Raw genomic sequence first — 26,378 nt, 5'->3', positions numbered from 1 at the left:
GTCGCAGGACGGGGCGACGACCGGGGGTGGGCCTGAGCTGTCGCGGATGATGAGGAGCGGGGTGTTGTAGAGGTGGGATTGGGGTGCGGCGCCGTCTAGGAGGCCTAGGAGGCGGTGGGTTACTTCGGCGCCGAAGCCGACGATGTTGTTGGACATCGCGGTGAGGCGGGGGTGGGTGATTCGGCAGAGGGTGGAGTCGTCCCAGGCGACCAAAGTGATGTCGCGGGGGACGCAGGCGCCTAGCCCTTGGACAACGGAGAGGCCTGCGACGGCCATCAGGTCGTTGTCGTAGATGATCGCGGTCGGGCGTGGGTCGGCGGCGAGTAGGTCGCGGGTGGCGGCGGCGCCTTCGTCGGCCGAGTAGTCGGTGTGGATGACAGTGACCTGCAGGCCGTAGCGGCCACTGGCAGCGGCGAAAGCACGGTCACGGATCCAGACGTCGCCGTACTCGGGTGGTCCGGCGACGCGGGCGACGCGGCGGTGGCCGAGCGAGGCGACGTGGGCGAGTGCGGTGTGCATGGCGGCGGTGCCATCGCTGTAAACACACGGCAGACCCTGAGCGAGTTCAGGGTCGCCGACCAGGATGGCCGGGAGGCCTAGCTTGCGGAGCAGGGCGATCCGCGGATCGTCGACGCGCAGGTCGACCACGATCACGCCGTCGACGCGGCGCTCGGCGGCCCACTTCCGGTACGTCGCCAGTTCCTCGTCCAAGTTGGTCACCACCTGAAGGGCCAACGCGTACGAGCGCTCGGCGAGCACGGACTCCACACCTCCCACGAAGCCCATGTAGAACGGCTCCTCGGTCAGTGTCTGCGCGGTCCGCGCAAGCACCAGGCCGAAGGTTTCACTGCGCGCCGCGGACAGCTGACGGGCGGCGCGATTCGGCACCCACTCCATTTCCTCGGCAACTCGAAGAACCCGCGCGCGGGTAGCCGCGGACACTCCGGGCTGATTGTTCAGCGCGTACGACACCGCGCCTTTGGAGACGCCGGCGCGGCGTGCGATCTCCTTGATGGTGACTCGGGGCACAACAAACTCCTCACGGGCGGCCGGACCGCTGACGGTCGGTCCGGAATCCTCTAGTGTGCGCGCGTTTCCACGCCGTGTCACCAGATGGGAGCGGAGCGTGACCTTCTCGTTCGCATTCCGGAACTCGCCGGTTCCGGTCGCGCCTGCCCGAGGTCTGGGCTGACCCTAGTCGAGGCAGTCATCCGTGGGATACGGTTGCCAGCGTTACTTAACCGGTTCGGCTATCACGCCGGTACGGCGGCTCCAGGGCAGCGGGCGCAGTGCCGGTCACGAGGAGAAACTCATGGTCGCAGTGGACAACCTGTCCCTCCAGTTGTACACGGTCCGCCACAAGCTCGAAGAGGACTTCGACGCCACCCTGGCCCGCATCGCGGAGATCGGCTTCACCAAGGTCGAGCCGTTCGGGATCCCGGGCAATGCGGACAAGCTCGCCGAAGCGCTGCCCAAGCACGGACTGTCGGCGCCCACCACGCACGCCGGCCTGCTCCGCGACGAGGCCGCGCCGATCTACGAGGCCGCCAAACTGCTCGGCATCGGCACCGTCATCGAGCCCTTCATCGACCCGGCCCGCTGGCTGTCGGCCGATGACATCAAGGCGACCGCCGAGGCCCTGAACCAGGCTTCCGTCGAGGCCGCCGAGCACGGCATCACGGTCGGTTACCACAACCACCAGTTCGAGTTCGAGAACAAGATCGACGGCGCCCACCCGCTGGAGATCTTCATCGACCACCTGAACGACAACGTCATCCTCGAGGTCGACACCTACTGGGGCGTCGTCGGCGGCGGTGACATCCCGGCCCTGCTGAAGAAGTGGGGCAACCGCGTCCAGGCGATCCACGTCAAGGACGGCGACGGCACGCTGGACAACAAGGCCCAGACCGCTGTCGGCGACGGCACCATCGCGATCGCCGACATCCTCGCCGCGGCGCCGCAGGCCCTGCGCGTGGTCGAGCTGGACGACTTCACCGGCGAGATCTTCGACGCCGTCGAGGGCTCCTTCAAGTTCCTCACCGGAGAGGGCGCACCCGCATGACGGCAGTTGGCGTAGGTGTCATCGGCGCCGGGGTTATCTCCGACGCCTACATCAAGAGCATGCAGAGCTTCCCCGACCTGAAGGTCGTCGCGATCGGCGACCTGCGGCCGGAGGCTGCCAAGGAGAAGGCGAGCCAGTTCGGCATCGAGTCCCACGGGGCTCCGGAGACCGTCCTGAATCACCCGGACGTCGAGATCGTGGTCAACCTGACCATCCCGATCGCGCATGTCGAGGTGGCTCTGGCTGCCATTGCCGCCGGTAAGCACGTCTGGAGCGAGAAGCCGTTCTCGCTGGACCAGGAGAGCGGCCTCAAGCTGCTCGCCGCCGCGAAGGACGCCGGCCTGCGGCTGGGCTGCGCGCCGGACACGATTCTCGGTCCGGGTCTGCAGGAGTCGCGGCGCATCATCGAGCGGGGCGACATCGGTACGCCGCTCACCGCGCTCACGTTGATGCAGTCGCCCGGCCCGGAGTCGTGGCACCCGAACCCGGCGTTCCTGTTCCAGGAAGGCGCCGGTCCGCTCTGGGACATCGGCCCGTACTACCTGACGACGCTGGTCCAGCTGTTCGGACCGGTCGCGGCCGTGGCCGGCATCGGGTCGAAGTCGAAGGAGAAGCGCACGATCGGATCAGGTCCGCTGGCCGGGACCGACTTCGACGTGACGGTTCCGACCCACGTCAGCGCGATCGCACGGTTCGAGTCGGGGCAGTCGTCGCAGAGCATCTTCAGCTTCGACTCACCGCTGTCCCGGGCCGGGTTCGTCGAGATCACCGGCTCCGACGCGACCCTCGCCGTACCGGACCCGAACGCGTTCGACGGCGAGATCAAGATCCGCCGCCGCGGCGCTGAGGACTGGGAGACGCTGGAGACCACCAAGGCTTCGGCCGAGCGTGGCACCGGCGTGCTGGAGATGGCTCGGGCGATCCGTGCCGACCGGCCGCACCGTGCGAACGGCGCGCTCGCGTTCCACATCGTCGACGTGATGTCGTCCATCACCCAGTCGATCGACAGCGGCGCGTTCGTCGACGTGACGAGCACGGTCGAGGTCGCTCCGGTTCTGCCGGAAGACTGGGACGTCCAAGCAGCGACCCTGTAGAAACGACGGTATGAACAAGCTTGAGCTGGATCCCCGGTGGACCATCGTGTTCGCCGGGGACTCCGTCACCGACGGCGGTCACCGCACCGACCCCACAGGGCTGGGCAACACCTATCCCCGCGACATCGCCACCGCGCTCGGCGAGAACCGGCCGCGGATCGTCAACGCCGGTACGAGCGGCAATCGCGCGGTCGACCTGGTCGCCCGCTGGTCCACCGATGTGCTGGCGTTCGAGCCGTCCGTGGTGTCGATCCTGATCGGGATCAACGACACCTGGCGGCGGTACGACAAGTTCGACCCGACCACGGTCGAGGCGTTCGAGGCGTCGTACCGGCAGTTGCTGGAGCCGCTGCAGTGCCCGCTCGTTCTGGTCGAGCCGTTCCTGCTGGCGGTCAAGCCTGAGCAGGCGGCCTGGCGGGAGGATCTCGATCCGAAGATCGAGGTCGTCCGGAAGCTGGCGCTCGAGTACGACGCGATCCTCGTACCGGCCGATGTCGAGCTCAACAAGCTGGCGCTCGAGGTTGGTCCGGCGACTTTGGCCGACGACGGCGTGCATCCTTCGGCCGCAGGTCACCTGGCACTCGCCGATCTGTGGATTCAGTACGTTCTCACCCCTTAACCACCGCTCCCGGGCCTCACTCCGGGGGCGGTAGTTTGTCCTGACTAAACCGGTTCACACTCCCTGGAGTTGCGTTGTGACTGCTCGCAAGAACCTGACCACCGAAGGTGGCGCCGCCTGGACCGTCGAGGCTGCCGACAGGGCGCCCGTCACAGCAACCGTTCCTGGTGAGGTGCACACCGATCTGCTCGCGGCGGGACTCATTCCCGATCCGTTCGACGGCGACAACGAGAGCAAGCTGGCGTGGATCGGTTCGACGGACTGGACCTATCGGACGACGTTCGACTGGGCCGCGGACGAGCACGCCGTACAGGAGCTTGTGGCGGACGGGCTCGACACGGTGGCGACCGTGACGCTGAACGGGACTGAGCTCGGCGGGACCCGCAACCAGCACCGCGGCTACCGCTTCGACGTCACCGATGTTTTGGTTGCTGGCAGCAATGAACTGGTGATCGCGTTCGAGGCGCCGGTCGAGGCCGCGCAGAGGTTTGCCGAGACGCTCGGGCTCTGGCCGCACACGAACAAGCACCCGTACAACGCGATCCGGAAGATGGCCAGCAACTACGGCTGGGACTGGGGCCCCGACCTCGCCACCGCCGGGATCTGGAAGCCGATCCGGGTCGAGTCCTGGAGCGGCGTCCGCATCGACTCGGTCCGTCCGCTGGCGAGCGCCGACGGCGTGCTCGCCACGCACGTGGCGCTGGCGTGGAGCGCAGGCGCCGCCGAGACGACCGTGACCGTCGAGGTCGGCGGGACGACAGCCACCGCGACAGTTACCCCTGGCACCGAGAGCGTCGTACTGACCAGCACCGTCGCCGATGTCGAGCTCTGGTGGCCGCGCGGTCACGGCGCACAACCCCTGTACGACGTCAGCGTGGCGGCCGGCGATGACAGCTGGACCGGCCGGGTCGGGTTCCGCGACATCACGATGAACGTTGCCCCGGACAAGGATGGCGGTCCGTTCGTCCTGTCGGTGAACGGCAAGCCGATTTATGTCCGCGGCGCGAACTGGATCCCCGACGACGCGTTCGTCACTCGCCTGAACCGTTCGACGTACGAGACGAGCATCCAGGACGCGCTCGACGCCGGTATGAACCTGCTGCGCGTCTGGGGCGGTGGAATCTACGAAACCGACGACTTCTACGACATCTGTGACGAGCAAGGCGTGCTGGTCTGGCAGGACTTCCTATTCGCCTGCGCCGCGTACTCCGAGGACGAGCCACTGTGGAGCGAAGTCGAGGCCGAAGCACAGCAGGCCGTTACGCGGCTGAGCAGGCACGCCAGCCTCGCCGTCTGGAACGGCAACAACGAGAACATCTGGGGGTACGTCGAGTGGGGCTGGCGCGCGCCGTTGGCCGGGCGCAAGTGGGGTGAGGGCTACTACTTCGACCTACTGCCGAAGATCGTCGCCGAGCTCGACCCGCGGACGCCGTACTCGGAGGGCAGCCCGTACTCGTACGACCACTTCATCCACCCGAACGACGACCGCAACGGCACCATGCACATCTGGGACGTGTGGAACCAGGTCGACTACACGAACTACCGCAAGTACAAGCCGCGGTTCGTGTCGGAGTTCGGATTCCAGGGACCGCCGGCTTGGTCGACACTGACCTCGGTCGTGCACGACGAACCACTCGACCCGTACGGCGAGCAGATGCTCGTGCACCAGAAGGCGTATGAGGGCAACCTCAAGCTGGAGCGCGGACTCGGGGACCACCTGCCGCTGTGGAAGTCGATGGATGACTGGCACTGGACCACGCAGCTCAACCAGGCGCGGGCGATCATCTACGGGATCGAGCACTTCCGCAGTCTGTTCCCGCTGAACACCGGCGCGATCATCTGGCAGCTCAACGACAACTGGCCGGTGGTTTCGTGGGCTGCGGTCGACGGGCACGGAATCCGCAAGCCGCTCTGGTTCGCCTTGAAGAAGGTGTACGCCGAGCACCTGCTGACCGTGCAGCCGACCGAGGACGGGCTGGTCGTTGCCGCGCACAACGATTCCGACGAACCGTGGTCGACCCAGTTGACGCTGACTCGCCGGGCGACCGGTCCGGGTGGCGAAACGTTCGCCCGCGAGAGCATCGCTCTCGAAGTAGAGCCCCGCTCCGCGATCCTGAGCACGGTGCCGGTTTCGCTCATCTCCTTCGACGCAACCTCTGAGTACCTGGAAGTCCGTGGGGACGACGGCTCATCGGCGTACTGGTACTTCGTCGAAGACACGAAGCTGCAGTTGGCAGCGGATGCCTACACAGCGGCCGTCACCCCGACAACGGACGGGTACGACGTCACGGTCACGGCGACCGCGCTGGCCAAGGACCTGGCGTTGTTCCCGGACCGCCTGGATGCGGCCGCCCGAGTGGATTCCTGCCTGATCACTCTGTCCGCCGGGGACTCGCACACCTTCCACGTGACCGGTGCGAGCGCTCCGGCCGAGGTCGGCGTACCGGTACTGCGTTCGGCGAACGACCTGCTGCACTGATTTACTGGCGACCGTGACTGGGGCACGGGGGATTGCGCTGCTGTTGGTGGCCGTACTAGTGGTGGCGGGCTGTGGCGAGCAAGAACCGTCGGCGGGCGTCGTCCCACTCACTACGACGCCCAAGGCCACCACTCCGACGCCGGCTCCCCCACCCAGCTCCCCGACACCGAGCAGCACACCCACCCCGGTCGGTACGCCGAATGGTCGGCCGGGGGCGTCTCACAACAGCAACCTGATGCCGATCGTGGACCACGGGCCGCGGGACCAGAAGCGGGTGGCGCTAACGTTCGACGCCGATCTGACGGCGGTCATGCGAAAGCGCCTGCTGAGTGGGAAGGTCAAGTCGTACTACAACACTGCTCTCATCCAGGAGCTGCGGGCACTGCAGGTGCCCGCCACCATGTTCCTCACCGGGATGTGGATGGAGGAGTACCCGGAGGTGACGCGGGAGCTGGCCGCTGACCCGCTGTTCGAGCTCGGCACCCACACCTACGACCACCGCGCTTTCACCAAGCACTGCTACACGCTGGGCACGGTCCCCCGCGCCGAGATGCTGGCTGACGTGCAGAAGGCGGTCAAGCAGCTCGATGCGCTCGATCCGCAGGCCACTCGCTGGTTCCGCTTCCCCGGTGGTTGCTACGACGGTACGGCGTTGCATGAGCTCGCTCCTGCCGGAGTGACCGCCGTCGGACTCGACGTACCGGGGGCTGACGGTTTCGCGAAGTCGCCGAAGCCGATCATCAAGCAGGTGCTGTCCCACGTGCAGAACGGCTCGGTCGTCGTACTCCACATGCACGGTGGCGACAACGCGCCGTACACGGATGAGGCACTGACTCCGATCGTGAAGGAGCTGCGAGCTCGCGGCTTCCAGCTGGTCACTGTGACTCAGCTCATGAGCGGGAACCGCTGACTTGACTGCCCCGTCAGTCTCTTTGTGAACAAGAGGCGGATGCGGAGTGTAGGCATCACGCTCGGCCTCACTGCTCTGGTTGCGGCCACTCTGACGGGGTGTTCCAGCGACGACGACACGGCCGACTACGCAGCGATCTGTGTGGATCCGCAGACGGAGACCCGGGTCGACGACGACCAGTGCAAGGACGAGCGCGAGTACCACGGGTCGGGCGCAGGGTTCTTCTGGTTCTACATGGCCACTCGGGGCAGTGCGTACGTGCCGGCGATCGGTGGGCGGTACAACACTGGCGGTGGCACCTACACCGTGCCGCGGCAACGCGATGAGCGCACGGGTGACGGTAGTGGCGCGCCGACGATCCAGCGTGGTGGACTGTCGAAGAGCGGTGGCGACATCGGCACTGTTTCGCGCGGTGGCTTCGGCCACTCGAGTCATGGGAGGTCCGGCGGCTGATGTGGCGCCATGCGAGTAAGCCACGGCCGGGCTGGCGAGAGAAGGTCGTCGAACAGGGACTGGTGTTCCCGATGACCGACATGCCTGACGGCTCCGAACGCCCGTACTGGAACGAGAGCGCCTGGTACGAGGTGACCATGGACGAGGTGCTGCACCTCGAACGCGTCACCGAGGAGCTCTACGCGATGTGCCGGCACGCCGCCGAGGTGATGGCGACAGGTGATCGCTTCTCCGACGCCCAGCTCGGTCTGGCGCCCGGCACGCTGCCCCTGGTCCAGCAGTCGCTGAAGCGCGAGGACCTCTCCATGTACGCGCGCTTCGACCTGGCCTGGAACGGCGCTGACCCGAAGATGCTGGAGATCAACGGAGACACCCCGACCGGGCTAGTGGAGTCCGCAGTGATCCAGTGGAACTGGCTGGAGGATGTGTTCCCGGACGCCGACCAGTGGAACTCAGTGCACGACCGGCTGGTGCAGTGGTGGGCTCGCCAGCTCGCAGCGGGCCGATTCCCCGGTAAAGAGGCGCACTTCTTCAACTCTGCCGCCGAGACGTCCGGTGAGGAGGAGATGACGGTCGCGTACCTCCGCGACACCGCAGCGCAGGCCGGACTGGCGACGTACGGGCATCAGATCGAGGACGTCGGCTGGGACTCCGCGCAGCGCGCCTTTGTGGACTGGGGCAACCGACCGATCCGTACGGCGTTCAAGCTGTACCCGTGGGAGGACATGCTCGACGAGGAGTTCGGCCGGCTCATTCTGGCCGGTACCGAGCGTCAGCCGGTGCAGTGGATCGAGCCGGTCTGGAAGACCATGCTGTCCACCAAGGCGATCCTGCCGGTGCTCTGGGAGCTCTACCCGGACCACCCGAACCTCCTGCCCGCGTACTTCGGTCACCCTGGCGATCTGACCGAGTGGGTGGCCAAACCGCTGCACGGGCGCGAGGGCAGCAACATCATCATCCACACCGATGACACCGACCACACGCAGGCTGGTCCGTACGACATGTCGACCATGGTCTACCAGGCGTGGCACCCGCTCCCGTCGTACGAGGGGAACCAGGCGGTGCTCGGTAGTTGGATCGTCGACGGCGCGGCCGCCGGCATGATGGTGCGCGAGTCCGACGGGCCGATCACCGACTACTACGCCCGCTTCGTCCCGCATGCGATCGGCACCAGCCCCCGCCCCGATGCGGAGACTGTCCAGCGCTGGCTAGCTGAATAGCTAGATGTTGATCGCGATGTACTTGGTCTCTAGGTACTCGTCGATGCCGACCGTGCCACCCTCGCGGCCGAGACCGGACTGCTTCACCCCGCCGAACGGCGCCGCCGGGTTGGAGACGATGCCCTGGTTGAGGCCGATCATGCCGGTCTCGAGGCGTTCGGAGATGCGCAGGGCGCGGGTCAGGTCGTTGGTGAACAGGTAGGAAACGAGCCCGTACTCCGTGTCGTTCGCCATCGCGACGGCTTCATCCTCGGTGTCGAAGGCGGTGATCGGCGCGACCGGGCCGAAGATTTCCTCCTTCTGCAGCCGGGCGTCGCGCGGGACATCAGCGAGCACGGTCGGCGGGAAGAAGTAGCCGTTGCCCCCAGCAACTGTTCCACCGGTGAGGACCCGCGCGCCCCGTCCGACCGCATCGTCGACCAGGTCCTTGACCTTGTCCCGTTGGGTCGCGTCGATCAGCGGACCGACATCGACGCCGTCCTCGGTCCCGCGGCCGACGGTCAGCGCGCCCATCCGCTCGCTGAGGCGTCGGGAGAACTCTTCCAGCACGGGGGTTTGCACGTAGATCCGGTTGGCCGACGTACAGGCCTCGCCGCCGTTGCGCATCTTGGCGAGCATGGTTCCCTCGACGGCCTGATCCAGGTCGGCGTCGGCGAAGACAAGTAGTGGCGCATTGCCGCCCAGCTCCATGCTGGTCTTCAGCACCTGCTCTGCGGCCTGCTCGATCAGCTTGATGCCGACCTGGGTGGAGCCGGTGAAAGAGAGCTTGCGGGCGCGGCCATCGCGGATCAGCGGTTCCATGACGCCACCGGAGTCGCTGGTGGTCACCACATTGAGCACACCGGCCGGCAGTCCGGCCTCAGTCATCAGCTCGGCCAGCTTCAGCATCGACAGCGGCGTCTGCGAGGCCGGCTTGATCACCATGGTGCAGCCGGCGGCAACAGCTGGGCCGATCTTGCGAGCGCCCATGGCAGCCGGGAAGTTCCACGGGGTGATCAGCAGGCACGGGCCGACCGGCTGCCGCATCACTAGGAAGCGGCCCTTGCCGTTCGGTGCGACCTGGTAGCTGCCCTCGATCCGCACAGCCTCTTCGGCGAACCAGCGGAAGAACTCGGCCGCGTACGCGATCTCCCCCTTGGACTCTGCGAGCGGCTTGCCCATCTCGAGCGTCATCAGCAACGCCAGTTCGTCGACGCGCTCAGTCATCAGCTCATAGGTGCGGCGCAGGATCTCTCCGCGCTCACGTGGCGCTGTCGCGGCCCAGTCCGCCTGTGCTGCGACCGCTGCGTCCAGTGCGGCCATGCCGTCGGCCGGACTGGCATCAGCCACCTGGCAGAGCGTCGTACCGGTGGCTGGGTCCTCGACGGCTAGCGTCTTACCGCCCTCACCGGCTCTCCACTTGCCACCGATGAACAACTCGGTCGGACACGCGTCAACAACGGCTTGCTCCTGCTGCTGGTCCATGTACCCACCATAGGTCGCTGTCAGGCAGTGGCAATGAGCGGCGGAGCGTGCCGCGGTACCGTCCGGATCGCCCGGGTCAGACCGGCGGCAATCGTGCGCAGGATCGACGACCGCACCAGACCGTCGAAGGCCAACGGCACCAGCATGAGCTCGTCGGCCGTCGTACCGGCGACCAGATTGCCGAGTGCCGAGACCACTGAGGTGCGTGAGCCGACGATGTGGCTCGGGTCGTCCAGGAGCCGTTCGGCGCGACCACGCTCGCGCCCGGTCAGAGGTGGTTCCAGCAACGCCATCAGGTCAGCTGTGGTCGCCCGTGGCGACGCAACGCTGAGCCGCGTCTTGACTCGCACATACTCGGCGAATCGGATGATGGCTTCCTGCTCGGTGTCCGCCGCCACCACTCCGATCGTCACCGCCAGATAGGGCTTCACAGTCGGCCCACTGGCCTCAAAGTGATCGCGGTACGCCGCCACCGCCGCACTGGTCATCGCAGTCGCACTGTGATGCTGGATCACGACCGGCAACCCCCGTACGGCGGCAACCGCGGCCGCACCGGGGTGGTCGGCACACACCAGCACTGGCGGCGGCAGTCCGGCCAGCGACAGCCGCACGTCGCCCACTGGCGCGCGCCCCGGCATCCCGTCCCGGAGGAACCCGCACAGCTCGTCGAGTCGCTGCGGGAACGTGTCCCGCGCGCTACCGCCGAGCGCGGCCGCCGTACTGGGTGCATGACTGAACTGCTGGCCCACACCGAGGTCAATACGACTCGGGTACGCCGCAGCGAGCGCGGCGAACTGTTCGGCGATCACCAGCGGCTGGTGGTTGGTCAGAAGCACGCCGGCCGAGCCGAGCCGGATCCGGTCAGTGCGTGCTGCCAGGACTGCGGCAAGAACGGCAGGTGCCGCGCTGCCGACGCCCCGGACGCCGTGCTGCTCCCCCAACCAGAACCGGCGGTAACCGAGGTCGTCGGCAGCCTGTGCGACCTCCGCCGTTTCCCGGAGAGCGGCCGCAGCCGACTGACCGGGCAGCTGCGGAACGGTGTCCAGCACCGAGTGCGCAGACACCGGCAAACCAGGAGTCAGAGGAGATAACACCCGACCACCGTCGCAGCGCGTGCGCGTTTGCACATGGGGGTCCAGCCCCCATGTTTCTGCGCGCCCCCACCCCGAAAGATGGGGGATCCAATCCCTTGCCGTCTGGCTGAGCCGTCAGGCATTGTTCCCGGCGTTCCTTCCAGTAATTCGCGGCAGAGGAGGTCAAGGACGAGTGCACAGACGAGATCGGGAGCCCTAGCGCTCCCCACCTGATCCGGCCTGCCTTCCACCAAAGGCCGGCCGGGCGCTGCTGCCGCGGGGTGATCAACCCCCAGTCGTCGCCCCGCGGCAGTTGCCCATCGTTGTCATCCCGATGTCCCCGCTCCAGCGAGAAATATGGGGGCCCGATACCCATGTCGAGCACCGACTGTGAATGGCAGCCTGAGCAAATGCTCAGCTCAACGACCGCGAGTCCGCTCCGGACCGACCAGCGCGACAACGCCTGGTGGTCCGCCGCGCTGCGGCCGGACGAGCTGCGGTCAGATGAGAGGGCCGGTCCTACACCGGCCTGGGCCCAGTACGTCGAGCGCAGCACCGCCGCCCACCCGTGCACACACCCGGTGTCGGCAGGCGAGGACTGGCAGCAGGCGTTCATGCGCTGCCTGCAGCCCCTGCTCACCGTCGCCCGCGACGACCTGACCGCCGCCGGACACACCGGCGTACTGACCGAGCAGTTCCTGGACCGCCTCGGCCTCCGACTGGTCAAGCTCGCCTCCCGCACGCTGGTACTGGAACTGGCCCGAGCCCGCAACCGCGGTGAGCTCGCCGGTGACACCCCTGCGCTGCGCTTCCTCGACTTCACCCACCAGCTCGTTGGAGGGAGCGAGCTGGCGGAGTTCCTGGCCGCCTATCCGGTGCTGGCCCGGGTCCTGGGCGAGTCGTGCCGACAGAGCGTCGAGGGTCACCTCGAGCTGCTGGCACGGCTCGCCGAGGACCGAGAGTCGCTCGTCACCGGCATCTTCGGCGGCCACGACCCCGGCGCCCTGGTCTCCATCGAGGCCGCCGGCGACGCGCACCGCGGCGGCCGCGTCACCGCCACCCTCACCTTCGCCGATGGCCGCCACCTGATCTACAAACCGCGCTCCCTCGATCTGCACGGCCACTTCAACGAGTTCCTCGACTGGCTGAACAGCAAAACCGGTCTGGACCTGCGCACGGTCCGCCTGGAACGCCGTACGGACTATGGCTGGCTGGAGTTCATCACCGCTGAGCCTTGTGCCGACGCAGGTGCCGTACGGCGCTTCTATCACCGCCAAGGCGCCCTGCTGGCGCTCCTGTACGTCCTCGACGGCACCGACATGCACTACGAAAACCTCATCGCCCTCGGCGAGCACCCGGTGCTGGTGGACATCGAGACTCTGTTCCATCCGTCGCCAACTCCGCCTGGCCCGACCAGCGACGATCCAGCGAGCCAAACCATTCGGAGCTCGGTTTCCCGCACTGCCCTGCTGCCGCTGCTCATCGTCGGTGAGAGCGGCTCAGTGGCCGACATCTCCGGGCTCGGCGGGGATGCCGAAGCAGCGGCGGTCCGCGTCGAGTGGGCCGACGCCGGTCTGGACTCGATGCACCTGGTCCGCCGGCCCGCTCCGGTTCCCACCGGAAACAACCGGCCGATCCTCGACGGCGTGGCCATCGAACCGCGCGACCACGAGATCGCCGTACTGATGGGATTCCGGGACGCCTACCAGGCGATCGCCCGGAACCGCCGCGAGCTCCTGGGAGCGGACGGAATGCTGGCCCGCTGCGCGCACGACCAGGTGCGCTTCGTACCGCGCAACAGCAGTCTGTACGCCGGCCTGCTCGAGGAGGCGACGCACCCGAACGCCTTGCGCGAGGCAGACGGGCACGGTCAGCTGCTTGACCTGTTGTGGGATGCCGGCTCTTGGCTACACAGCCTCGTCCCGCACGAACTGGACGACTTGTGGGCAGGAGATATCCCCCTGTTCACAGTCACCCCGGGCAGCCGCGACGTCTGGGCATCAGATGGCACGCACATCCCCGGTGTCCTTGCGGCTGAGGGGCTCGCCAAGGTCGAGCAGAAGATCGCGTCGTTGAGCGATGTCGACCAGCATCGGCAGCGGTGGCTGATCTCCGCAACGCTGGCGACTCGACCGGAGCCGATCACCCACAGCACCACGAAAGCTCGCCCCTGGCTGGGCACCACGGACGCGCACCCGGACGGCGTACTGGCCGCCGTAACCGACATTGCCGACGAGATCGTTGCCCAGGTCATCGGTAAGACCGGCGGTGCGGCGAACTGGATCGGCCTGGAACTGCTGGACGACAACCACTGGGCAGTGCGCCCCATGGGTGCCGGCCTGACCAACGGCTACACCGGTACGGCACTCTTCCTGGCACAGGTCGGCGCGCTGACTGGAGAGCGCAAGTACTGCGAACTGGCCCGCGATGTCATCCGCCCGATCCCCCAATTGCTGCAGGCACTCGGATCCGACCTCGAGTCAGCGCAGATGATCGGTCCGGGGCTGCACGGCCTCGGTGGGATCAGTTACGGACTGGACCGCTTGTCCTCGCTGCTCGGCGATGCCGAACTGTCGACCTGGCTGCGCGCATCGCTCGACCTCGCGGCTCAGCTCACACCGGACCCGGCCGAGTTCCCGACGTACACCGAAGGCGCAGCCGGCGGACTCGCGGCCATGCAGGCGATCCGCGACGTACCAGCTGCCGTGCGGCTGGCTCAGCGCTACGCCGACGAGCTCGTCCAGGTCGTCGGAAGCGGTCAGGTCGCACCCCGCCCAGGCTTCGCTCGCGGCTACCAGGGTCTCGCCTGGACACTCGGCCGCTACGCCACGCCCGGCGACAAGTACGCGGCTGCAGCTGCCACCGCAGCTGATCTAGACCGAAATGGCCAGAAGCCCAGCCCTGGTTGGTGTTCCGGCGACGCCGGAATCACCCTGGCTCAGCTCGTGGCCGGAAACTCTGTGGACCTTGAAGTGTATTTAAGGGCCGCCTCCGAACGTCCGGTACTCGCAGACCTCAGTTTGTGTCATGGCGAGCTCGGCGCGGTCGAGCCACTGGCGTGGCTGACCGAAAGCGATCACCCAGCCGTTGAGGGGGTACGGCACAACCGTATCCGGCTGGTGCTCGCTGCACTACAGCAGTACGGACCACAGTGCGGTACACCTCGTGCGGTTCCATCTCCAGGTCTGCTGACCGGTCTGGCGGGAATCGGATACGGGTTGCTCCGGCTGGCGTTCCCAGAACGCGTGCCCTCCGTGCTGTTGCTGGAATCAACCACCGGATGGAAGCGAGCCATGCGCCGCTGACGTCCAATCAGCACCAGGGGAGAACCAATGACCGCCCAGAACCATCACGTCCAGAACGACGAGTGTCGCGACCTGGCTGACCAGGCCCCGACCGAGACCGACCCGCTGGGCCCCATCACCCTGCCCACCCGCCTCCGGATCGGCGCGAGGGCGCTGGCACTGAGCGGCGTGGTCGGACTGGCCGCCGCCGCAGCAGCAGTCGTCGGAACCGATCCGAACACCATCACCATCACCACAACCACCTGCTGACCGAGCTGTCCACGACCGCAGTACGACGTCCACAGTGCGGTACACCTCGTGCGGTTCCATCTCCAGGTCTGCTGACCGGTCTGGCGGGAACCCCGGCCTGTCCGTGCTGTTGCCGGAATCATTCAATCCGCAACAGGAGACAACCATGACCGCCGAGAACCATGACCTCCAGAACGACGAGTGTCGCGACCTGGCTGACCAGGCCGCGACCGAGACCGACCCACTGGGTCCGGTCTCCCTGCCCACCCGCATCCGGATCGGCGCCAGGGCACTGGCCCTGACCGGCATAGTCGGCCTGTCCACAATCGCGATGGCCGTGGCAGCGGACGGAGGCAACACCACCACCACGACCAGGCCCTTCTGACCGAGCCATCCAGCGAGCGTTTGAATCAGGGAAGTCGGCCGGGCATTCTGCCGGGCCGACTTCGCCGATGCCGCTGCGGTAACAAGGATCGGTGATTACAGTGGCCACCATGCAGACCCGTTCGCCCAGGGTGGTCGGCAGGAACTCGGAGATCGACCAGCTCCTTCAGTTGCTGGCCACAGCACGCGCCGGGTACGGGGGTGCCGTTTTTCTGGTCGGCGAGCCCGGAATCGGCAAGAGCCGCCTCGCGGCGCTCGCTACAGCTCGCGCCCTGGACGACGGGATGGCCGCGCTGCGCGGCCGGGTCGGCGCGCTGGGGACCATGGTTGCCTTCCGCCCTTTCACCGAGGCGCTACTGGCCTTGATCCGGCGCGGCGAGATGCCCGACCCGGAGAGCCTCGGCCCTTACCGGCAGGTGCTCGGGCGGCTGATTCCCGAATGGGACGACGGGACCGCCCATGACACCACAGCCTCACCGGTTGTGCTCGGTGAGGCTGTACTGCGCCTGCTCTCCTTGGTCGGCCGTGACCGCGGCTGTCTGCTGGTCCTCGAGGACCTGCACGACGCGGACCCGGAGACGATGGCCGTCGTGGAGTATCTGCTCGACAACCTCGAGGACCAGCCGATCACCCTGGTCGCGACCATGCGCCCGGATCAGTGCCCGGCCACGGAACTGGCGCGCATCGCCGCCCAGCGTGGTTCGGCGATCCTCCTCGGACTGCAACCACTCCGGCCGGCCGAGGTCATCGAGCTCGCGGCGGCCTGCCTCGAGGTGCCGGTCGACAGCCTGCCGCAAGAGCTGTGCGAACGGTTGTGGCAGGACAGCGCCGGCGTCCCGTTCATCGTCGAGGAACTGCTGCAGGAGGCCAGCCGGGCCGGGCAGCTCCTGGCGAAACCGGATGGCAGTCTCCAAATGATCGACGGCCTGCGCACCAACGTGCCGGCCGCGGTGGTCCGCAGTATCACGAGCCGGACCGACCAACTCGGCAGCGAGTCGCGCGACATTCTGGTCCTGGCCGCTGTCATCGGGCATCGGTTTCCGCTCAGTGTCGTCCGGAAGGCCACCGGCACGGACGAACGGTTGCTGCTGGCAACGCTCCGAGCGGGCGTCGCCGCCCAACTGGTCGGGCCGGACGAACCGGTCCCGGACTGGTACGCGTTCTGCCATCCGCTGACCGCGGATGCCCTGCTGGCCGGCTTGACGCCGACCGAGCGCGCCGGGCTGGCGCGGCGGTGTGCGGACGCGATCGAAGAACTGCATCCCGGCCTGCCCGGCGAGTGGTCCCCGATGGTGGCCGAGCTGGCCGAGACCGGCGGCGACCTGAGCCGGGCGGGCCAGTTGTTCGCGCAGACCGGTCGACGATCTTTCGAGGAGGGATCCACCAGCTCTGCGATCAAGCTCCTCGAGCGCGCGAATATCCTGCTGGCCATGGATGCCGACCTCGAGCGGCGCGCCGAGGTACTCAGTCTGCTGCTGGTGGCCTTGAGAGCGGCGGGGCAGTTCGACGACCTGGCCCTCCACTCGGCTGCCGCCGACGACATGGCGGACCGCAATCTCGACCACCGCAAGGTGGCTGGACTGCACGTGCAGCTGGCGTTTGCCGAACATGCGGCCGGTCGTCAGGCTGCCGCCGGGACGCATCTGGCCGTGGCCCGGTCGCTGCTCGGCAACGCCGCGGATCCTGTCGACACAGCGCCGGTCGACCTTCTGGCGGCAAACCTCGAGGTAGCCCGGACGAATCCCGGCCGCCTGCGGACGGCCACCGAGCTGGCGACCCGGGCCGCCGCCGCCGCCGAGCAGGCCGACCTGCCAGAGGTGGCCTGCGAGGCGCTCCAGCTGCTCGGGCTCCTGGCTCGCGAGCGGGATCTCGACGAGTCGATCGCCTACTTCCGGCGCGCCCGTCAGGTCGCCGAAAATCACGGGATGGCCCTGCAGCGGGTCCTGGCGCACGTGTACGAGGGCGCCAACATCTGTCTGGCCACCGGCAGTCTCGTCGAGTTGGAGCGGGCCCGTCAGCAGGGACTGCGGATCGGCGCGATCGCGCTCGTCTATGAGGTCAACTGCATCCTCACTCTGCAGGCGGTCATGCGCGCGGAGTACACGCTCGCGGCCACGATCGCCGACGAGGGTTTCCAGGTGACCCGTCGGCTCCAGCTCAACGGCACTGCGACGGTCTTCCTGGCCTACAAGGCAATCCTCGAAGCCCATCGGGGTCTCCGGAACGCGATGGAGCAGACCTTCGACGAGGCAACCAGTCTGGCCCGCGACAACACGCCGTACGAGTTGCCGGTCACCTACGGACTCGGCCGCGCCTTCTGTGCGCTGCTGGAGGAGAACCGGGAGCTCGCGGAGGGAGACATGGCTCAGGCGCTCGCCTACGACGCACAGAATCCGACGATGTTCCATACCTCCGGCAAGAACGGCCTTTCGCTGCTCCTTGGCGTGCTGGCGGGCCGGAACAGCTGGCCGCACTTCGAGGTGATCAGCGCGACGGCCGCGGGCGGGATGCGGTGGAACAAGCAGTTCGTGCAGATGGCTCATGCCATTCTGCTGGGTCGCGATGGGCAGCGCGATGCGGCCAACGCCAAGATGATCGAGGCGATGGAGACGTCATCTCTGTACCCGATGGCTCGGCACCTCGGGATGCGGCTGGTGGCCGAGCCGGCGCATGCCGATGGCTGGGGTGACCCGATCAGTTGGCTTCGGCAGGCCGAGGAATACTTCCACGGCGCGAACGTTCAGCCGGTTTCGAGCGCCTGCCGCGGGTTGCTCCGGCAGCTCGGGGCGACCGTGTCCCAGCGACGTACCGGGAGTGACCAAGTGCCGGCGGATTTGCGCCGCCTGGGCATCACCACCCGCGAGTACGAGGTGTGCCGGCTGCTCGTCGATCGGATCGGAAACAAGTCGATCGCGTCCCGGCTCCACATCTCGCCGCGCACCGTGGAGAAGCACGTTGCGAGCCTGATGACCAAGACTCAACAGCCGGATCGGGAGGCGTTGAGCAGTTTTGCGCGAACCGTGCTGCAAGACTGACCCACGGTACAGATTTGCCAGGCGTAATTTATGAACCCTCGCTTTGTATATAGAGTGGGCGGGTGGCAGGCAAGGGGTCGGACATGAGCAAGGGATCGGTCGGCGGCGGCGGTACGACGATGCTGCGGCGGATCAACGTCGCAGCGGTACTGGACGCGGTTCGCCGGTCCGCGCCCGCGCCGTTGCGCGTTGCCGAGCTGGTCGAGCGCACGGGGCTGGCCAGGCCGACCGTTGCGCAGGCCGTTGATGAGCTGCTGGATGCTGGTTGGCTGCAGCAGCACGGGCCGGATTCGGCGGACCGTTCGCTGGGGCGGCCGGCGATCCGGGTGTCGCTGCGCGGTCGCGCTGCGCCGGTGCTGGGGCTGGATGTCGGCCCGCACCGGGTGACGGTCGGCGTCTCTGACCTGGCTGGGCGCAAGCTGGCTCTGGTACGGCGCTCTGGTCCGGGCTGGACTGCGCAGGAGCTGCTCGGGGTCATCAGCGAGGTGATCACCGAGGCGCTCGCGGAGGCCGAGGTGCCGGCCGATGACATTGCTGCTGCCGTTGCGGCGAGCCCTGGCATCGTGGATGAGCACACTGGCCGGGTTCAGCTGGTTCCGAGTGTGCCGGGCTGGTCTGCGATCGACCTGATCAAGCACGTCCGGAGTCTGCTCGACTGCCCGGTCATCCTGGACAACGACGCGAACCTGGCCGCTTTGGCCATCGCGGCGGCTCGCGGCGGGACCGGCACCTTGCTCGCGATTCAGTGGGGCGAGCGGCTCGGTGCCGGCATCGTCATTGACGGTCGGCTGCACCGTGGCACCGGCGCGGCCGGTGAGATCGGCTTCATCGCCACCGCTCCGGACGATGTCATCAACCCCGAGGACAGCCGCGGCCCGCTGGAGCGCGCGGTTGGCTCGGAGGCGATCGCCACACTCGGTCGCCAGGCGGCGCTCGATCACCCGGAGTCGCGACTCGCCGAGCTGGGCGGTGACCAGCTCGACACTGCTGATGTCTTCGCCGCTGCGGCTGAGCGTGACCCGGTGGCTCAGGCGGTCGTGCAGCAGGTTGCTCGCGACTTCGCCCGCGCGCTCGCGCCCGCCGTACTGGTGTTGGACCCGACGGCGGTCGTGATCGGTGGCGGTGTGGCCCGGGCGGGTGCCGTGCTGCTGGATGCGATCTCCGACCAGCTGCGGCTGCTGACGCTGAACCACCCGAAGCTGGAGCTGTCGGCCCTGGCCGAGGACGCGGTCGTCACCGGCGCAATGCGGATGGCCCTCGACGAGGTCTGGCAGCGCAAGCTCCCGACCCCGACGCTGACCAGCACCACCTAAGGACGCAAGGTCCGGACCGCCTCGGCAATCGCGTCGGGGCGGTCCAGATGCACGAGGTGCGCCGAGTCCTCGAGCACCACAACGGTGCCGGACAAAGCCGTTGCCAACTCGCGCTGACCGGCCAGCCAAGTGTCGGCGCCGACACTCGAGCTACCACCCGTTGCCACGAGCAACACAGTCGGTACGCCGCTCGCCGGAAGCAACTTGCTGACATCCTTGGCCGCGATCCAGCTAGCCGTGAGCTCTGCCCAGAACCGTTGCCACGAACGAGAATCGCCGTACAGCTTCCTGATCGTTGCCTTGGGCAAAGGATCGTTCTTGGTCACGCTGCCGACCCGCACCATCGAGCGCCGGACGAGCGGGCCGACGAGCCACGGCAGCCCGATCCGGCCGGGGAAACCCAGCACGACACGAACCACTCGCTCCGCACTCGTCCCGGGATAGAGCCAGCTGCGACCGGACTCCGACGGCAAGGTCGTGTCGACCAGAACCAGCCGCGCAACCTCCTGCGGCCGGGTCAGTGCCCAGCGCATCGCCGCCAGCCCGCCGATCGAGTGCCCGATCAATCCGATCGCTTCGCCGGACGGCACCCCGGCGGCAGTCCGCAGTACGGCGGGGTCTGCGTTCACCGGCGTCTGCCAGGGGTCGATGACGTGGAGGTCGAGCTCCGGCAGCAACTCGCGGACGCGATCGAACTCCGCCGCGGTCTCGGCCATGCCGGGGAGCACGATCCAGGTGGTCATCGCTGAAAACCTCGCTTCAGAGCGGGAAGCAACACTGCCAGCAAAATACAGGCGAGTGTGATGGCCACCCGCTGCAAAACACCCGGCAGGTGCAGGTCGTCGCCGCTGAGCACCTCCAGACTGGTCTCGATCCCGAGCCAGGCGTTGGTCAAGGAGACCGCACCGCCCAGTACGGCGACCGCCCGGCCCCGACGGCCGGCCCAGCCGATCCGGCGCAGCACCAGGATCGTGAAGATGCCCAGGGCGATCGTCCCGATCCCGGCCAGGGTCGAGGTCACCTCGTGGATAACCAGCTCCGCGCCGTCATGGCCGTGCTTCTCGGCGATCCGGCACGCCTCGCTGGCCGACGGCGCGCAGTCCATCGGGAAGAACGAGTCGGCGAGCGTCCCGAGGCCGAAAAGCGCCGTACTGATCATCAAGCCGCGGATGTCGCGATGCATCCGCGCGGCCGGCCGGGCCAGGATGAAGGCGATCAGCACCAGCACGCTCGCGCCGAGATCCATCGCTCGCGCATACAGACTGGTCTCTTGGTCCCGCGCCCCCAGCTCGCTGAGGAACGAGGTGTGGACGTTCAGTGGGTAGCCCCAGGCGGCCTCGAGCAGCAGGCTGCAGTAGAGAACGCCGGCGGCGATCATCAGGTTCCTGGTCAGGCGGTACGGGAACCCGGCGGGTACGGCGAACATGGCGGTAAGCCTTCCACATCCACCAAGGCCTTGACTTCAGACTCAGGTATACCCCGGGAGTAGACCTAAGTCGACCGACAGTGGGCCAGCGAGGTGGGATGATCGCACGGTGCGGTCCGAACAGACAAAGGTGATTCCGGCGTGGCAGCACCGCGCTGCGGTGTGGGTGGGGCGCGTTGTCGTGCTCGCCTCCGTGTGGTCGTTTCTTGCGATTCCGTTGCATCTTTTCGCACCGGCGTACGTGCGACGGATCGACCAGGGGTTCGATTTCTTCGGGATCCCGGCCGGTCACACGTTCTTCCCGGCGGTGTATCTGGCCGTCGTCGGCAGCGCGCTGCTGCGCGGAAAACGGGCCGCGCTGCTCTGGGTGCTGTGGGTCTTCGAGGGGCTGTGGCTGCTCGGACTGATCGCGTTCGTCGCGTTCAGCTCGGTGCTGCTGGCCAACCCGGAGGCCGACTGGATCGACGACCTGGACCGGATCACGATCAAGGATCTCGAGTTCGGCATCCTGCAGGTCCTGGTGGTGACGGCCCTGATCGTGCTGCTGTGGAAGATCCGCGGTGCATTCCCGGCCCGGCTCGCTCCGGGTAGCCGGCGGCTCGCCGTCGGTGCGCTGATCACCGGCATGCTGATCTCGGTGGCCGTCAGCATCTCGCTGACCCAGGTCTTCCCGAACACCCTGACCGGCCAGCGGCAGAAGATCGGCTGGGCGCTGGTCGCCGCGGTCGGTCAGCAGCACAGCAAACTCGACGGCCACAAGGGGCACGCCTGGGTCGGGCTGGTCGTCAGCGCGATCTCGGCCATGTCACTGGTGGTCGCGTTCGCGATCTTCCTGCGCTCGGCCCGCCGCGTCCGCTACCTGTCGCAGTCCGAAGAGCTCGGCGTACGGCGTCTGCTGCTCGAGAGCGGTGAGCGCGACTCGCTGGGGTATTTCGCGACCCGTCGCGACAAGGCGGTCATCTTCTCCTCGGCCGGTGACTCCGCGATCGCCTATCGAGTGGTCAACGGGGTCAGCCTGGCCAGTGGTGATCCACTGGGTGATCCAGCGGCCTGGCCAGGAGCGATCGAGGCGTGGACCGAGGAGGCCCGGCTGTATGGGTGGTCCCCGGCGGTCCTGTCTGCCAGCGAGGAGGCTGCGCGCGCGTACGTCGACGCCGGGCTGCGGGCTCTGGCTATGGGCGACGAGGCGATCATCGACGTGGCCGACTTCAGTCTTGAGGGCCGCACGATGCGACCGGTCCGGCAGGCGGTGACGCGGGCCCAGCGGTCCGGCTACCGCGCCGAGGTCGTCCGGCACGGCGACCTCTCCCCCGATGCACTCGCGTCGTATGTCGAGCTTGCGGAGAAGTGGCGTGGCGGGCAGACCGAGCGTGGCTTCTCGATGGCGCTTGGCCGACTGGGCGACCCGGCGGATGCGCGCTGCGTGATGGTGATCGCGCGCGACGCCGACGGCGAGATCCGTGGGCTGCTGTCCTTCGTGCCGTGGGGTGTGCGCGGAGTCTCGCTGGATCTGATGCGCCGCGATCCGGAGTCCGTGAACGGCCTGATGGAGTTCATGGTCGCGTCACTGGTGGAGGCCTGCGGTGACCTCGGCCTGCACCGGATCTCGCTGAACTTCGCGATGTTCCGGGAGATCTTCAGCGACGCCGAGCGAGTCGGCGCCGGCCCGGTGCTGCGGCTCACGAACGCACTGCTGACCGCGGCGTCGCGCTTCTGGCAGCTCGAGAGTCTCTACCAATCGAACGAGAAGTATCTGCCGCGCTGGTCACCCCGACTGATCTGTTACGCCCGCGGCGGCGCCTCGATCGCTCAGGTCCTGCTGGCGGCTGGGACAGCCGAGGGCTTCCTGCCCGCGCCGCGCCCCTGGACCCGGGTCGACAGCGCCGATACCCACGACCGGCACGCGATCCAGGCCGGCGACGGTGACACCTTCGCCGCCTCGGTCCGCGAGCAGGAGGAGACGCTCCTGCGGCCAGCACTGCCGGAGCGCAAACTCACCGAGCAGGAGCAGATCCGCCGTACGAAGCTGGTCGGTCTTGTTGCCGCAGGCATCGATCCCTACCCGGTCTCGGTGTTGCGGACGGAGACGATCGAGCGGATCCGCGAGCTGCACCAGAACTTGCCGCCTGACCATCACACCGGCCACACGGTCTCCGTGACTGGCCGTGTGCTGCGGATGCGGGACCACGGCGGCCTGGCGTTCGCTCAGTTGCAGGACGGGCTGGTTCAGGTGCAGGTGATGCTGTCCGCCGAGGCATGTAGCGAGGCGGCGCTCGATCACTGGCGGCGGCTCGTCGACATCGGCGACCACGTCAGCGTCACCGGCGAGGTCGTGACCAGCAAGCGCGGTGAGCTGTCGATCGCGGCCACCGAATGGATGATGGCGGCCAAGTGCCTGCACCCGTTGCCCGACAAGCGGAAGGGGTTCACCGACCCCGAGGCCCGGGTCCGGCAGCGGCACATCGACCTGGTGATGAACCCCGATTCGCTGCGGATGATGCGGCAGCGCAGCGCCGCCGTACGGGCAATGCGGAACGGGTTCGAGACCCGGGGGTTCATCGAGGTCGAGACGCCGATGCTGCAGGCGGTGCACGGCGGCGCGAACGCGCGACCGTTCCAGACGCACATCAACGCCTACGACACGGACCTGTTCCTGCGGATCGCGCCGGAGCTGTTCCTGAAGCGGCTGAGCGTCGGCGGGCTCGGCAAGATCTTCGAGCTGAACCGCAACTTCCGCAACGAGGGCGCCGACGCGACCCACAACCCGGAGTTCACGTCGGTCGAGGCCTATCAGCCGTATGCCGACTATCACGTGATGCGCGAGCTGACCCGGGAGCTGCTGATCGAGGCGGCGACCGCGGTCTTCGGCAAGCCGGTCGTGCAGCGGGCGGACGGCGAGATCGACATCTCCGGCGACTGGCCGGTGATCACTGTGCACGACGCGGTGGCGCGAGCGGCCGGCGTACCGGTCACTCCTGACACCTCGGTGGAGACGCTGCGCGAGCTGTGCATCAAGCACGGTGTGCACACGACGTTCGATCTCTCGGCCGGTGAACTGGTGCTTGAGCTGTACGACGAGCTCGTCGAGCCGAACACGACGCTGCCGACGTTCTACACCGACTTCCCGTTGGAGACGTCGCCGTTGACTCGGACGCACCGGACCGAACCGCGGCTCGCCGAACGCTGGGACCTGGTCGCCTTCGGCGCCGAGATCGGTACGGCGTACTCGGAGCTTGTCGACCCGGTTGAGCAGCGGCGCCGGCTCACCGAGCAGTCACTCAAAGCTGCGGCCGGTGACCCTGAGGCGATGTCGCTGGACGAGGACTTCCTGAGTGCGCTCGAGTACGCGATGCCGCCGACCGGTGGGCTCGGGATCGGTGTCGATCGAGTGATGATGATGCTGACCGGCCAGAACATTCGCGCCACGCTCGCGTTCCCGTTCGTCCGGCCTGCATCTCGTGATTCTTAACGGATAACCGGGTCGTCGCCCTGGTGTCGGCCCCGTAGCCTTGAAGAGGGAGCGGGGCTGGAACTGGGGCGGGGTGGATGAGGCAGGTTGCGGTAGTTGGGGCACTGCTGTACGTGGTCGCGGGGTGCACGGCTTCGCCGGTGGACGGCGCGACGCCAACACCGAGCGGTGGGCCGGCGAGCGTCGTACCGTCGGCACCGAGTGGGCCGCTGGGACAAGCGGCGTACCAGGCTGAGCTAGCCAAGGCGGAGAAGGCGCTGGCGTCGAGTCTGCGGGCGCTCGCGCGGGCGCAGACGGCCGAGGGGCTGGCGCAGGCCATGGGTGACGTGTCGAAGGCGCTGAACGGCGCCTCCGGACGGCTGGCCGCGTTGACGGTCGAGGGGCGACTGAGCGCCGTACATCAGCTGTTGCAGGACCGGATCGGAGTCGCGGCGTACAAGCTGTCCGACTCGGAGCAGGCTGAGCTGGATGCACGCTGTGGTGGTGGCGCGTACACGTCGCAGAAGATCCAGCGGCAGTTGCGCACTGACCTCGCACCGGCGCTGGCGGCGTTGACGAAACTCAAGCTGGCCTTCGGGAAGACGCTGCCGGACCCGGGCGCTGCGCCGAAGCTGGAGCGGCCTTCGAACGGAGCGACCGTGGTACGTCGTGGCGAGGCCGGGATCGGGCGGCTGGAGATCACGAACGGTACGGCGAAGGATGTCGCGATCTCGGTCGTCACCGACGGGAAGCCGCCGCGGGAACCGCACGTGATGACGTACATCCGGGCGGGGAAGTCGGCGGCGATCACGCGGATCGGCGGGGCCTATCACCTGTACTACAAGAGCGGCGCGGACTGGAGTTCCGCGCGGAAACAGTTCGGGACGGGGTGCTCGTACCTGAAGTTCGACCAGGCCTTCGGTCCGGACAAGTCGTGGAAGATCAATCTGCAGCCCACAGTCACCGGAAACGCGGCCACCAGCGAGGTGGAAGCTTATTAAGGCTATGTGACATCGACCATGTCACGATGACAGGACGCGCCAGTAGGTTCACGATGAGGTCATGAGTGCAACCGCGAGCGTGAGTGTGGCCGGCGTCCCGGGTGTCGAGGTCGCCTACTACCGCAAGGGTTCGGGCGAGCCGCTGGTGCTGCTGCACGGCATCGGCCACCACTGGCAGGCCTACAGCCCGGTACTCGACCAGCTCGCCGAGAAGCACGACGTGATCGCGCTCGACTTCCCCGGTTTCGGCGAATCCCCCGACGTACCGCTGGGTGTTCCCGACGAGCTCGACAGCCTCGCCCACACCGTCGACGCCCTCTGCAAAGCCCTCGACATCGACCGCCCGCATGTCGCCGGCAACTCCCTCGGTGGCCTGGTCTCTCTCCGCCTCGGCCAACTCGGCCTGGTTCGCTCGGTCACCGCGCTCTCCCCCGCCGGCTTCTGGTCACCCCGCGAAAACCGCTGGGCCATCGGCCTGCTCACCAACCTCCGCCGGGTAGCCCGCCGTACGCCGGAAGCCACCGTGCAGCGCCTAGCCCGGACCCCCTCCGGCCGCCGCGTCCTCATCGGCAGCATCTACCACCGCCCGGCCCTCCGCGACCCCGAAGCCGTCATCGCCGAGTCCCGCGCCCTCCGCGACTGCCCCGCCTTCGACCGCGTAGCCGCCCACGCCCGCCGCGGCATCACCTTCCAAGGCGACGTCCCCGACGTACCGGTCACCATCGCCTGGGGCACCCACGACCGCATCCTCCTCCCGGTCCAAGCCGCCCGAGCCCACGAGACACTGAGCGATATCGTATGCCGTCTTCTGCTTGAAAAAAAAAAAGTGATTTAGTAGAATTTATACTATCAAGTAGAAGCGTA

20 protein-coding genes are annotated in these 26,378 nt (G+C 67.6%); 15 read left to right on the top strand and 5 right to left on the bottom strand.

Translation table 11 applies throughout. The annotated features are described in order from the left end of the window. On the bottom strand, positions 1 to 1,029 hold a 1,029-nt coding region (locus E1263_RS31890), incomplete at its 3' end, for a LacI family DNA-binding transcriptional regulator (RefSeq protein ID WP_132174162.1). Positions 1,030 to 1,312: 283 nt separating this feature from the next. Between E1263_RS31890 and E1263_RS31885 the strand changes: the two genes are divergently transcribed. The 7 genes from E1263_RS31885 to E1263_RS31855 all read left to right on the top strand — a co-directional run bounded on the left by E1263_RS31885 (position 1,313) and on the right by E1263_RS31855 (position 8,837). Next, entirely contained in the window at positions 1,313 to 2,062 is a 750-nt protein-coding gene (locus E1263_RS31885) for a sugar phosphate isomerase/epimerase family protein (protein WP_132174160.1), read from the top strand. Continuing rightward, positions 2,059 to 3,156, top strand: coding sequence for a Gfo/Idh/MocA family protein (locus E1263_RS31880; RefSeq protein ID WP_132174158.1), 1,098 nt, complete (start codon positions 2,059 to 2,061; stop codon positions 3,154 to 3,156). Before E1263_RS31885 ends, E1263_RS31880 begins: the two co-directional genes overlap by 4 nt. Before the next feature lie 10 nt (positions 3,157 to 3,166). After that, entirely contained in the window at positions 3,167 to 3,775 is a 609-nt protein-coding gene (locus E1263_RS31875; RefSeq protein WP_132174156.1) for an SGNH/GDSL hydrolase family protein, read from the top strand. A 76-nt stretch (positions 3,776 to 3,851) separates the two neighbouring features. Then, positions 3,852 to 6,254: a glycoside hydrolase family 2 protein gene (locus E1263_RS31870; RefSeq protein ID WP_238161717.1), complete on the top strand. Its 2,403-nt coding sequence runs from the start codon at positions 3,852 to 3,854 to the stop codon at positions 6,252 to 6,254. A 13-nt stretch (positions 6,255 to 6,267) separates the two neighbouring features. Beyond that, entirely contained in the window at positions 6,268 to 7,164 is an 897-nt protein-coding gene (locus E1263_RS31865; protein WP_238161716.1) for a polysaccharide deacetylase family protein, read from the top strand. Positions 7,165 to 7,203: 39 nt separating this feature from the next. Next, a complete protein-coding gene (locus tag E1263_RS31860) occupies positions 7,204 to 7,617 on the top strand; it encodes a hypothetical protein (RefSeq protein WP_132174154.1) in 414 nt (137 codons plus the stop codon). Further along, positions 7,617 to 8,837 (top strand): glutathionylspermidine synthase family protein, encoded by a 1,221-nt coding sequence (locus E1263_RS31855; RefSeq protein WP_132174152.1) that lies wholly within the window; start codon positions 7,617 to 7,619, stop codon positions 8,835 to 8,837. The genes E1263_RS31860 and E1263_RS31855 overlap by 1 nt, the downstream gene beginning before the upstream one ends. On the opposite strand, the gene E1263_RS31850 is transcribed toward E1263_RS31855, so the two are convergent. After that, positions 8,838 to 10,301: an NAD-dependent succinate-semialdehyde dehydrogenase gene (locus tag E1263_RS31850; RefSeq protein ID WP_132174150.1), complete on the bottom strand. Its 1,464-nt coding sequence runs from the start codon at positions 10,299 to 10,301 to the stop codon at positions 8,838 to 8,840. It abuts the gene before it with no gap. Between the two features lie 20 nt (positions 10,302 to 10,321). Next, positions 10,322 to 11,365, bottom strand: coding sequence for an MsnO8 family LLM class oxidoreductase (locus tag E1263_RS31845; protein ID WP_238161712.1), 1,044 nt, complete (start codon positions 11,363 to 11,365; stop codon positions 10,322 to 10,324). Between the two features lie 419 nt (positions 11,366 to 11,784). On the opposite strand from E1263_RS31845, the gene E1263_RS31840 reads away from it, so the two are divergent. From E1263_RS31840 to E1263_RS31820, 5 genes are all read left to right on the top strand, one after another. Further along, positions 11,785 to 14,679: a type 2 lanthipeptide synthetase LanM family protein gene (locus E1263_RS31840; RefSeq protein ID WP_132174146.1), complete on the top strand. Its 2,895-nt coding sequence runs from the start codon at positions 11,785 to 11,787 to the stop codon at positions 14,677 to 14,679. Positions 14,680 to 14,706: 27 nt separating this feature from the next. Beyond that, a complete protein-coding gene (locus E1263_RS31835) occupies positions 14,707 to 14,928 on the top strand; it encodes an uS10 family ribosomal protein (RefSeq protein WP_132174144.1) in 222 nt (73 codons plus the stop codon). A gap of 145 nt (positions 14,929 to 15,073) precedes the next feature. After that, the gene (locus E1263_RS31830) at positions 15,074 to 15,292 is read left to right on the top strand and encodes a hypothetical protein (RefSeq protein WP_132174142.1); all 219 of its coding nucleotides are present in this window, start codon (positions 15,074 to 15,076) and stop codon (positions 15,290 to 15,292) included. Between the two features lie 109 nt (positions 15,293 to 15,401). Next, a complete protein-coding gene (locus E1263_RS31825) occupies positions 15,402 to 18,326 on the top strand; it encodes a helix-turn-helix transcriptional regulator (protein WP_132174140.1) in 2,925 nt (974 codons plus the stop codon). A gap of 83 nt (positions 18,327 to 18,409) precedes the next feature. Continuing rightward, positions 18,410 to 19,639, top strand: coding sequence for an ROK family transcriptional regulator (locus E1263_RS31820; protein ID WP_238161710.1), 1,230 nt, complete (start codon positions 18,410 to 18,412; stop codon positions 19,637 to 19,639). On the opposite strand, the gene E1263_RS31815 is transcribed toward E1263_RS31820, so the two are convergent. Both E1263_RS31815 and E1263_RS31810 read right to left on the bottom strand, forming a co-directional pair. Next, entirely contained in the window at positions 19,636 to 20,382 is a 747-nt protein-coding gene (locus E1263_RS31815) for an alpha/beta fold hydrolase (RefSeq protein WP_132174136.1), read from the bottom strand. The two genes, E1263_RS31820 and E1263_RS31815, sit on opposite strands and share 4 nt — an antisense overlap. Beyond that, complete coding sequence (locus tag E1263_RS31810; protein WP_132174134.1) at positions 20,379 to 21,065, bottom strand: DUF998 domain-containing protein; 687 nt, start codon at positions 21,063 to 21,065, stop codon at positions 20,379 to 20,381. The genes E1263_RS31815 and E1263_RS31810 overlap by 4 nt, the downstream gene beginning before the upstream one ends. A gap of 109 nt (positions 21,066 to 21,174) precedes the next feature. On the opposite strand from E1263_RS31810, the gene lysX reads away from it, so the two are divergent. From lysX to E1263_RS31795, 3 genes are all read left to right on the top strand, one after another. Further along, positions 21,175 to 24,534, top strand: coding sequence for a bifunctional lysylphosphatidylglycerol synthetase/lysine--tRNA ligase LysX (gene lysX, locus E1263_RS31805; protein WP_132174132.1), 3,360 nt, complete (start codon positions 21,175 to 21,177; stop codon positions 24,532 to 24,534). A gap of 77 nt (positions 24,535 to 24,611) precedes the next feature. Continuing rightward, complete coding sequence (locus tag E1263_RS31800; RefSeq protein WP_132174130.1) at positions 24,612 to 25,514, top strand: hypothetical protein; 903 nt, start codon at positions 24,612 to 24,614, stop codon at positions 25,512 to 25,514. 61 nt (positions 25,515 to 25,575) lie between these two features. Continuing rightward, complete coding sequence (locus E1263_RS31795; protein WP_132174128.1) at positions 25,576 to 26,349, top strand: alpha/beta fold hydrolase; 774 nt, start codon at positions 25,576 to 25,578, stop codon at positions 26,347 to 26,349. Positions 26,350 to 26,378 lie beyond the last annotated feature (29 nt).

Source organism: Kribbella antibiotica (assembly GCF_004349055.1).
Classification (GTDB): Bacteria; Actinomycetota; Actinomycetes; order Propionibacteriales; family Kribbellaceae; genus Kribbella; species Kribbella antibiotica.
Note: the sequence above shows the minus strand (reverse complement) of the source record. Positions and strands in the feature narration are given on the sequence as shown.

What these genes read in the sequence shown, in the direction of transcription:
- E1263_RS31885 (WP_132174160.1), top strand. Translation starts at nt 1,313, where the DNA reads ATGGTCGCAGTGGACAACCTGTCCCTCCAGTTGTACACGGTCCGCCAC.
- E1263_RS31880 (WP_132174158.1), top strand. Translation starts at nt 2,059, where the DNA reads ATGACGGCAGTTGGCGTAGGTGTCATCGGCGCCGGGGTTATCTCCGAC.
- E1263_RS31875 (WP_132174156.1), top strand. Translation starts at nt 3,167, where the DNA reads ATGAACAAGCTTGAGCTGGATCCCCGGTGGACCATCGTGTTCGCCGGG.
- E1263_RS31860 (WP_132174154.1), top strand. Translation starts at nt 7,204, where the DNA reads ATGCGGAGTGTAGGCATCACGCTCGGCCTCACTGCTCTGGTTGCGGCC.
- E1263_RS31855 (WP_132174152.1), top strand. Translation starts at nt 7,617, where the DNA reads ATGTGGCGCCATGCGAGTAAGCCACGGCCGGGCTGGCGAGAGAAGGTC.
- E1263_RS31850 (WP_132174150.1), bottom strand. Translation starts at nt 10,301, where the DNA reads ATGGACCAGCAGCAGGAGCAAGCCGTTGTTGACGCGTGTCCGACCGAG.
- E1263_RS31840 (WP_132174146.1), top strand. Translation starts at nt 11,785, where the DNA reads ATGCTCAGCTCAACGACCGCGAGTCCGCTCCGGACCGACCAGCGCGAC.
- E1263_RS31835 (WP_132174144.1), top strand. Translation starts at nt 14,707, where the DNA reads ATGACCGCCCAGAACCATCACGTCCAGAACGACGAGTGTCGCGACCTG.
- E1263_RS31830 (WP_132174142.1), top strand. Translation starts at nt 15,074, where the DNA reads ATGACCGCCGAGAACCATGACCTCCAGAACGACGAGTGTCGCGACCTG.
- E1263_RS31825 (WP_132174140.1), top strand. Translation starts at nt 15,402, where the DNA reads ATGCAGACCCGTTCGCCCAGGGTGGTCGGCAGGAACTCGGAGATCGAC.
- E1263_RS31820 (WP_238161710.1), top strand. Translation starts at nt 18,410, where the DNA reads ATGAGCAAGGGATCGGTCGGCGGCGGCGGTACGACGATGCTGCGGCGG.
- E1263_RS31815 (WP_132174136.1), bottom strand. Translation starts at nt 20,382, where the DNA reads ATGACCACCTGGATCGTGCTCCCCGGCATGGCCGAGACCGCGGCGGAG.
- E1263_RS31810 (WP_132174134.1), bottom strand. Translation starts at nt 21,065, where the DNA reads ATGTTCGCCGTACCCGCCGGGTTCCCGTACCGCCTGACCAGGAACCTG.
- E1263_RS31800 (WP_132174130.1), top strand. Translation starts at nt 24,612, where the DNA reads ATGAGGCAGGTTGCGGTAGTTGGGGCACTGCTGTACGTGGTCGCGGGG.
- E1263_RS31795 (WP_132174128.1), top strand. Translation starts at nt 25,576, where the DNA reads ATGAGTGCAACCGCGAGCGTGAGTGTGGCCGGCGTCCCGGGTGTCGAG.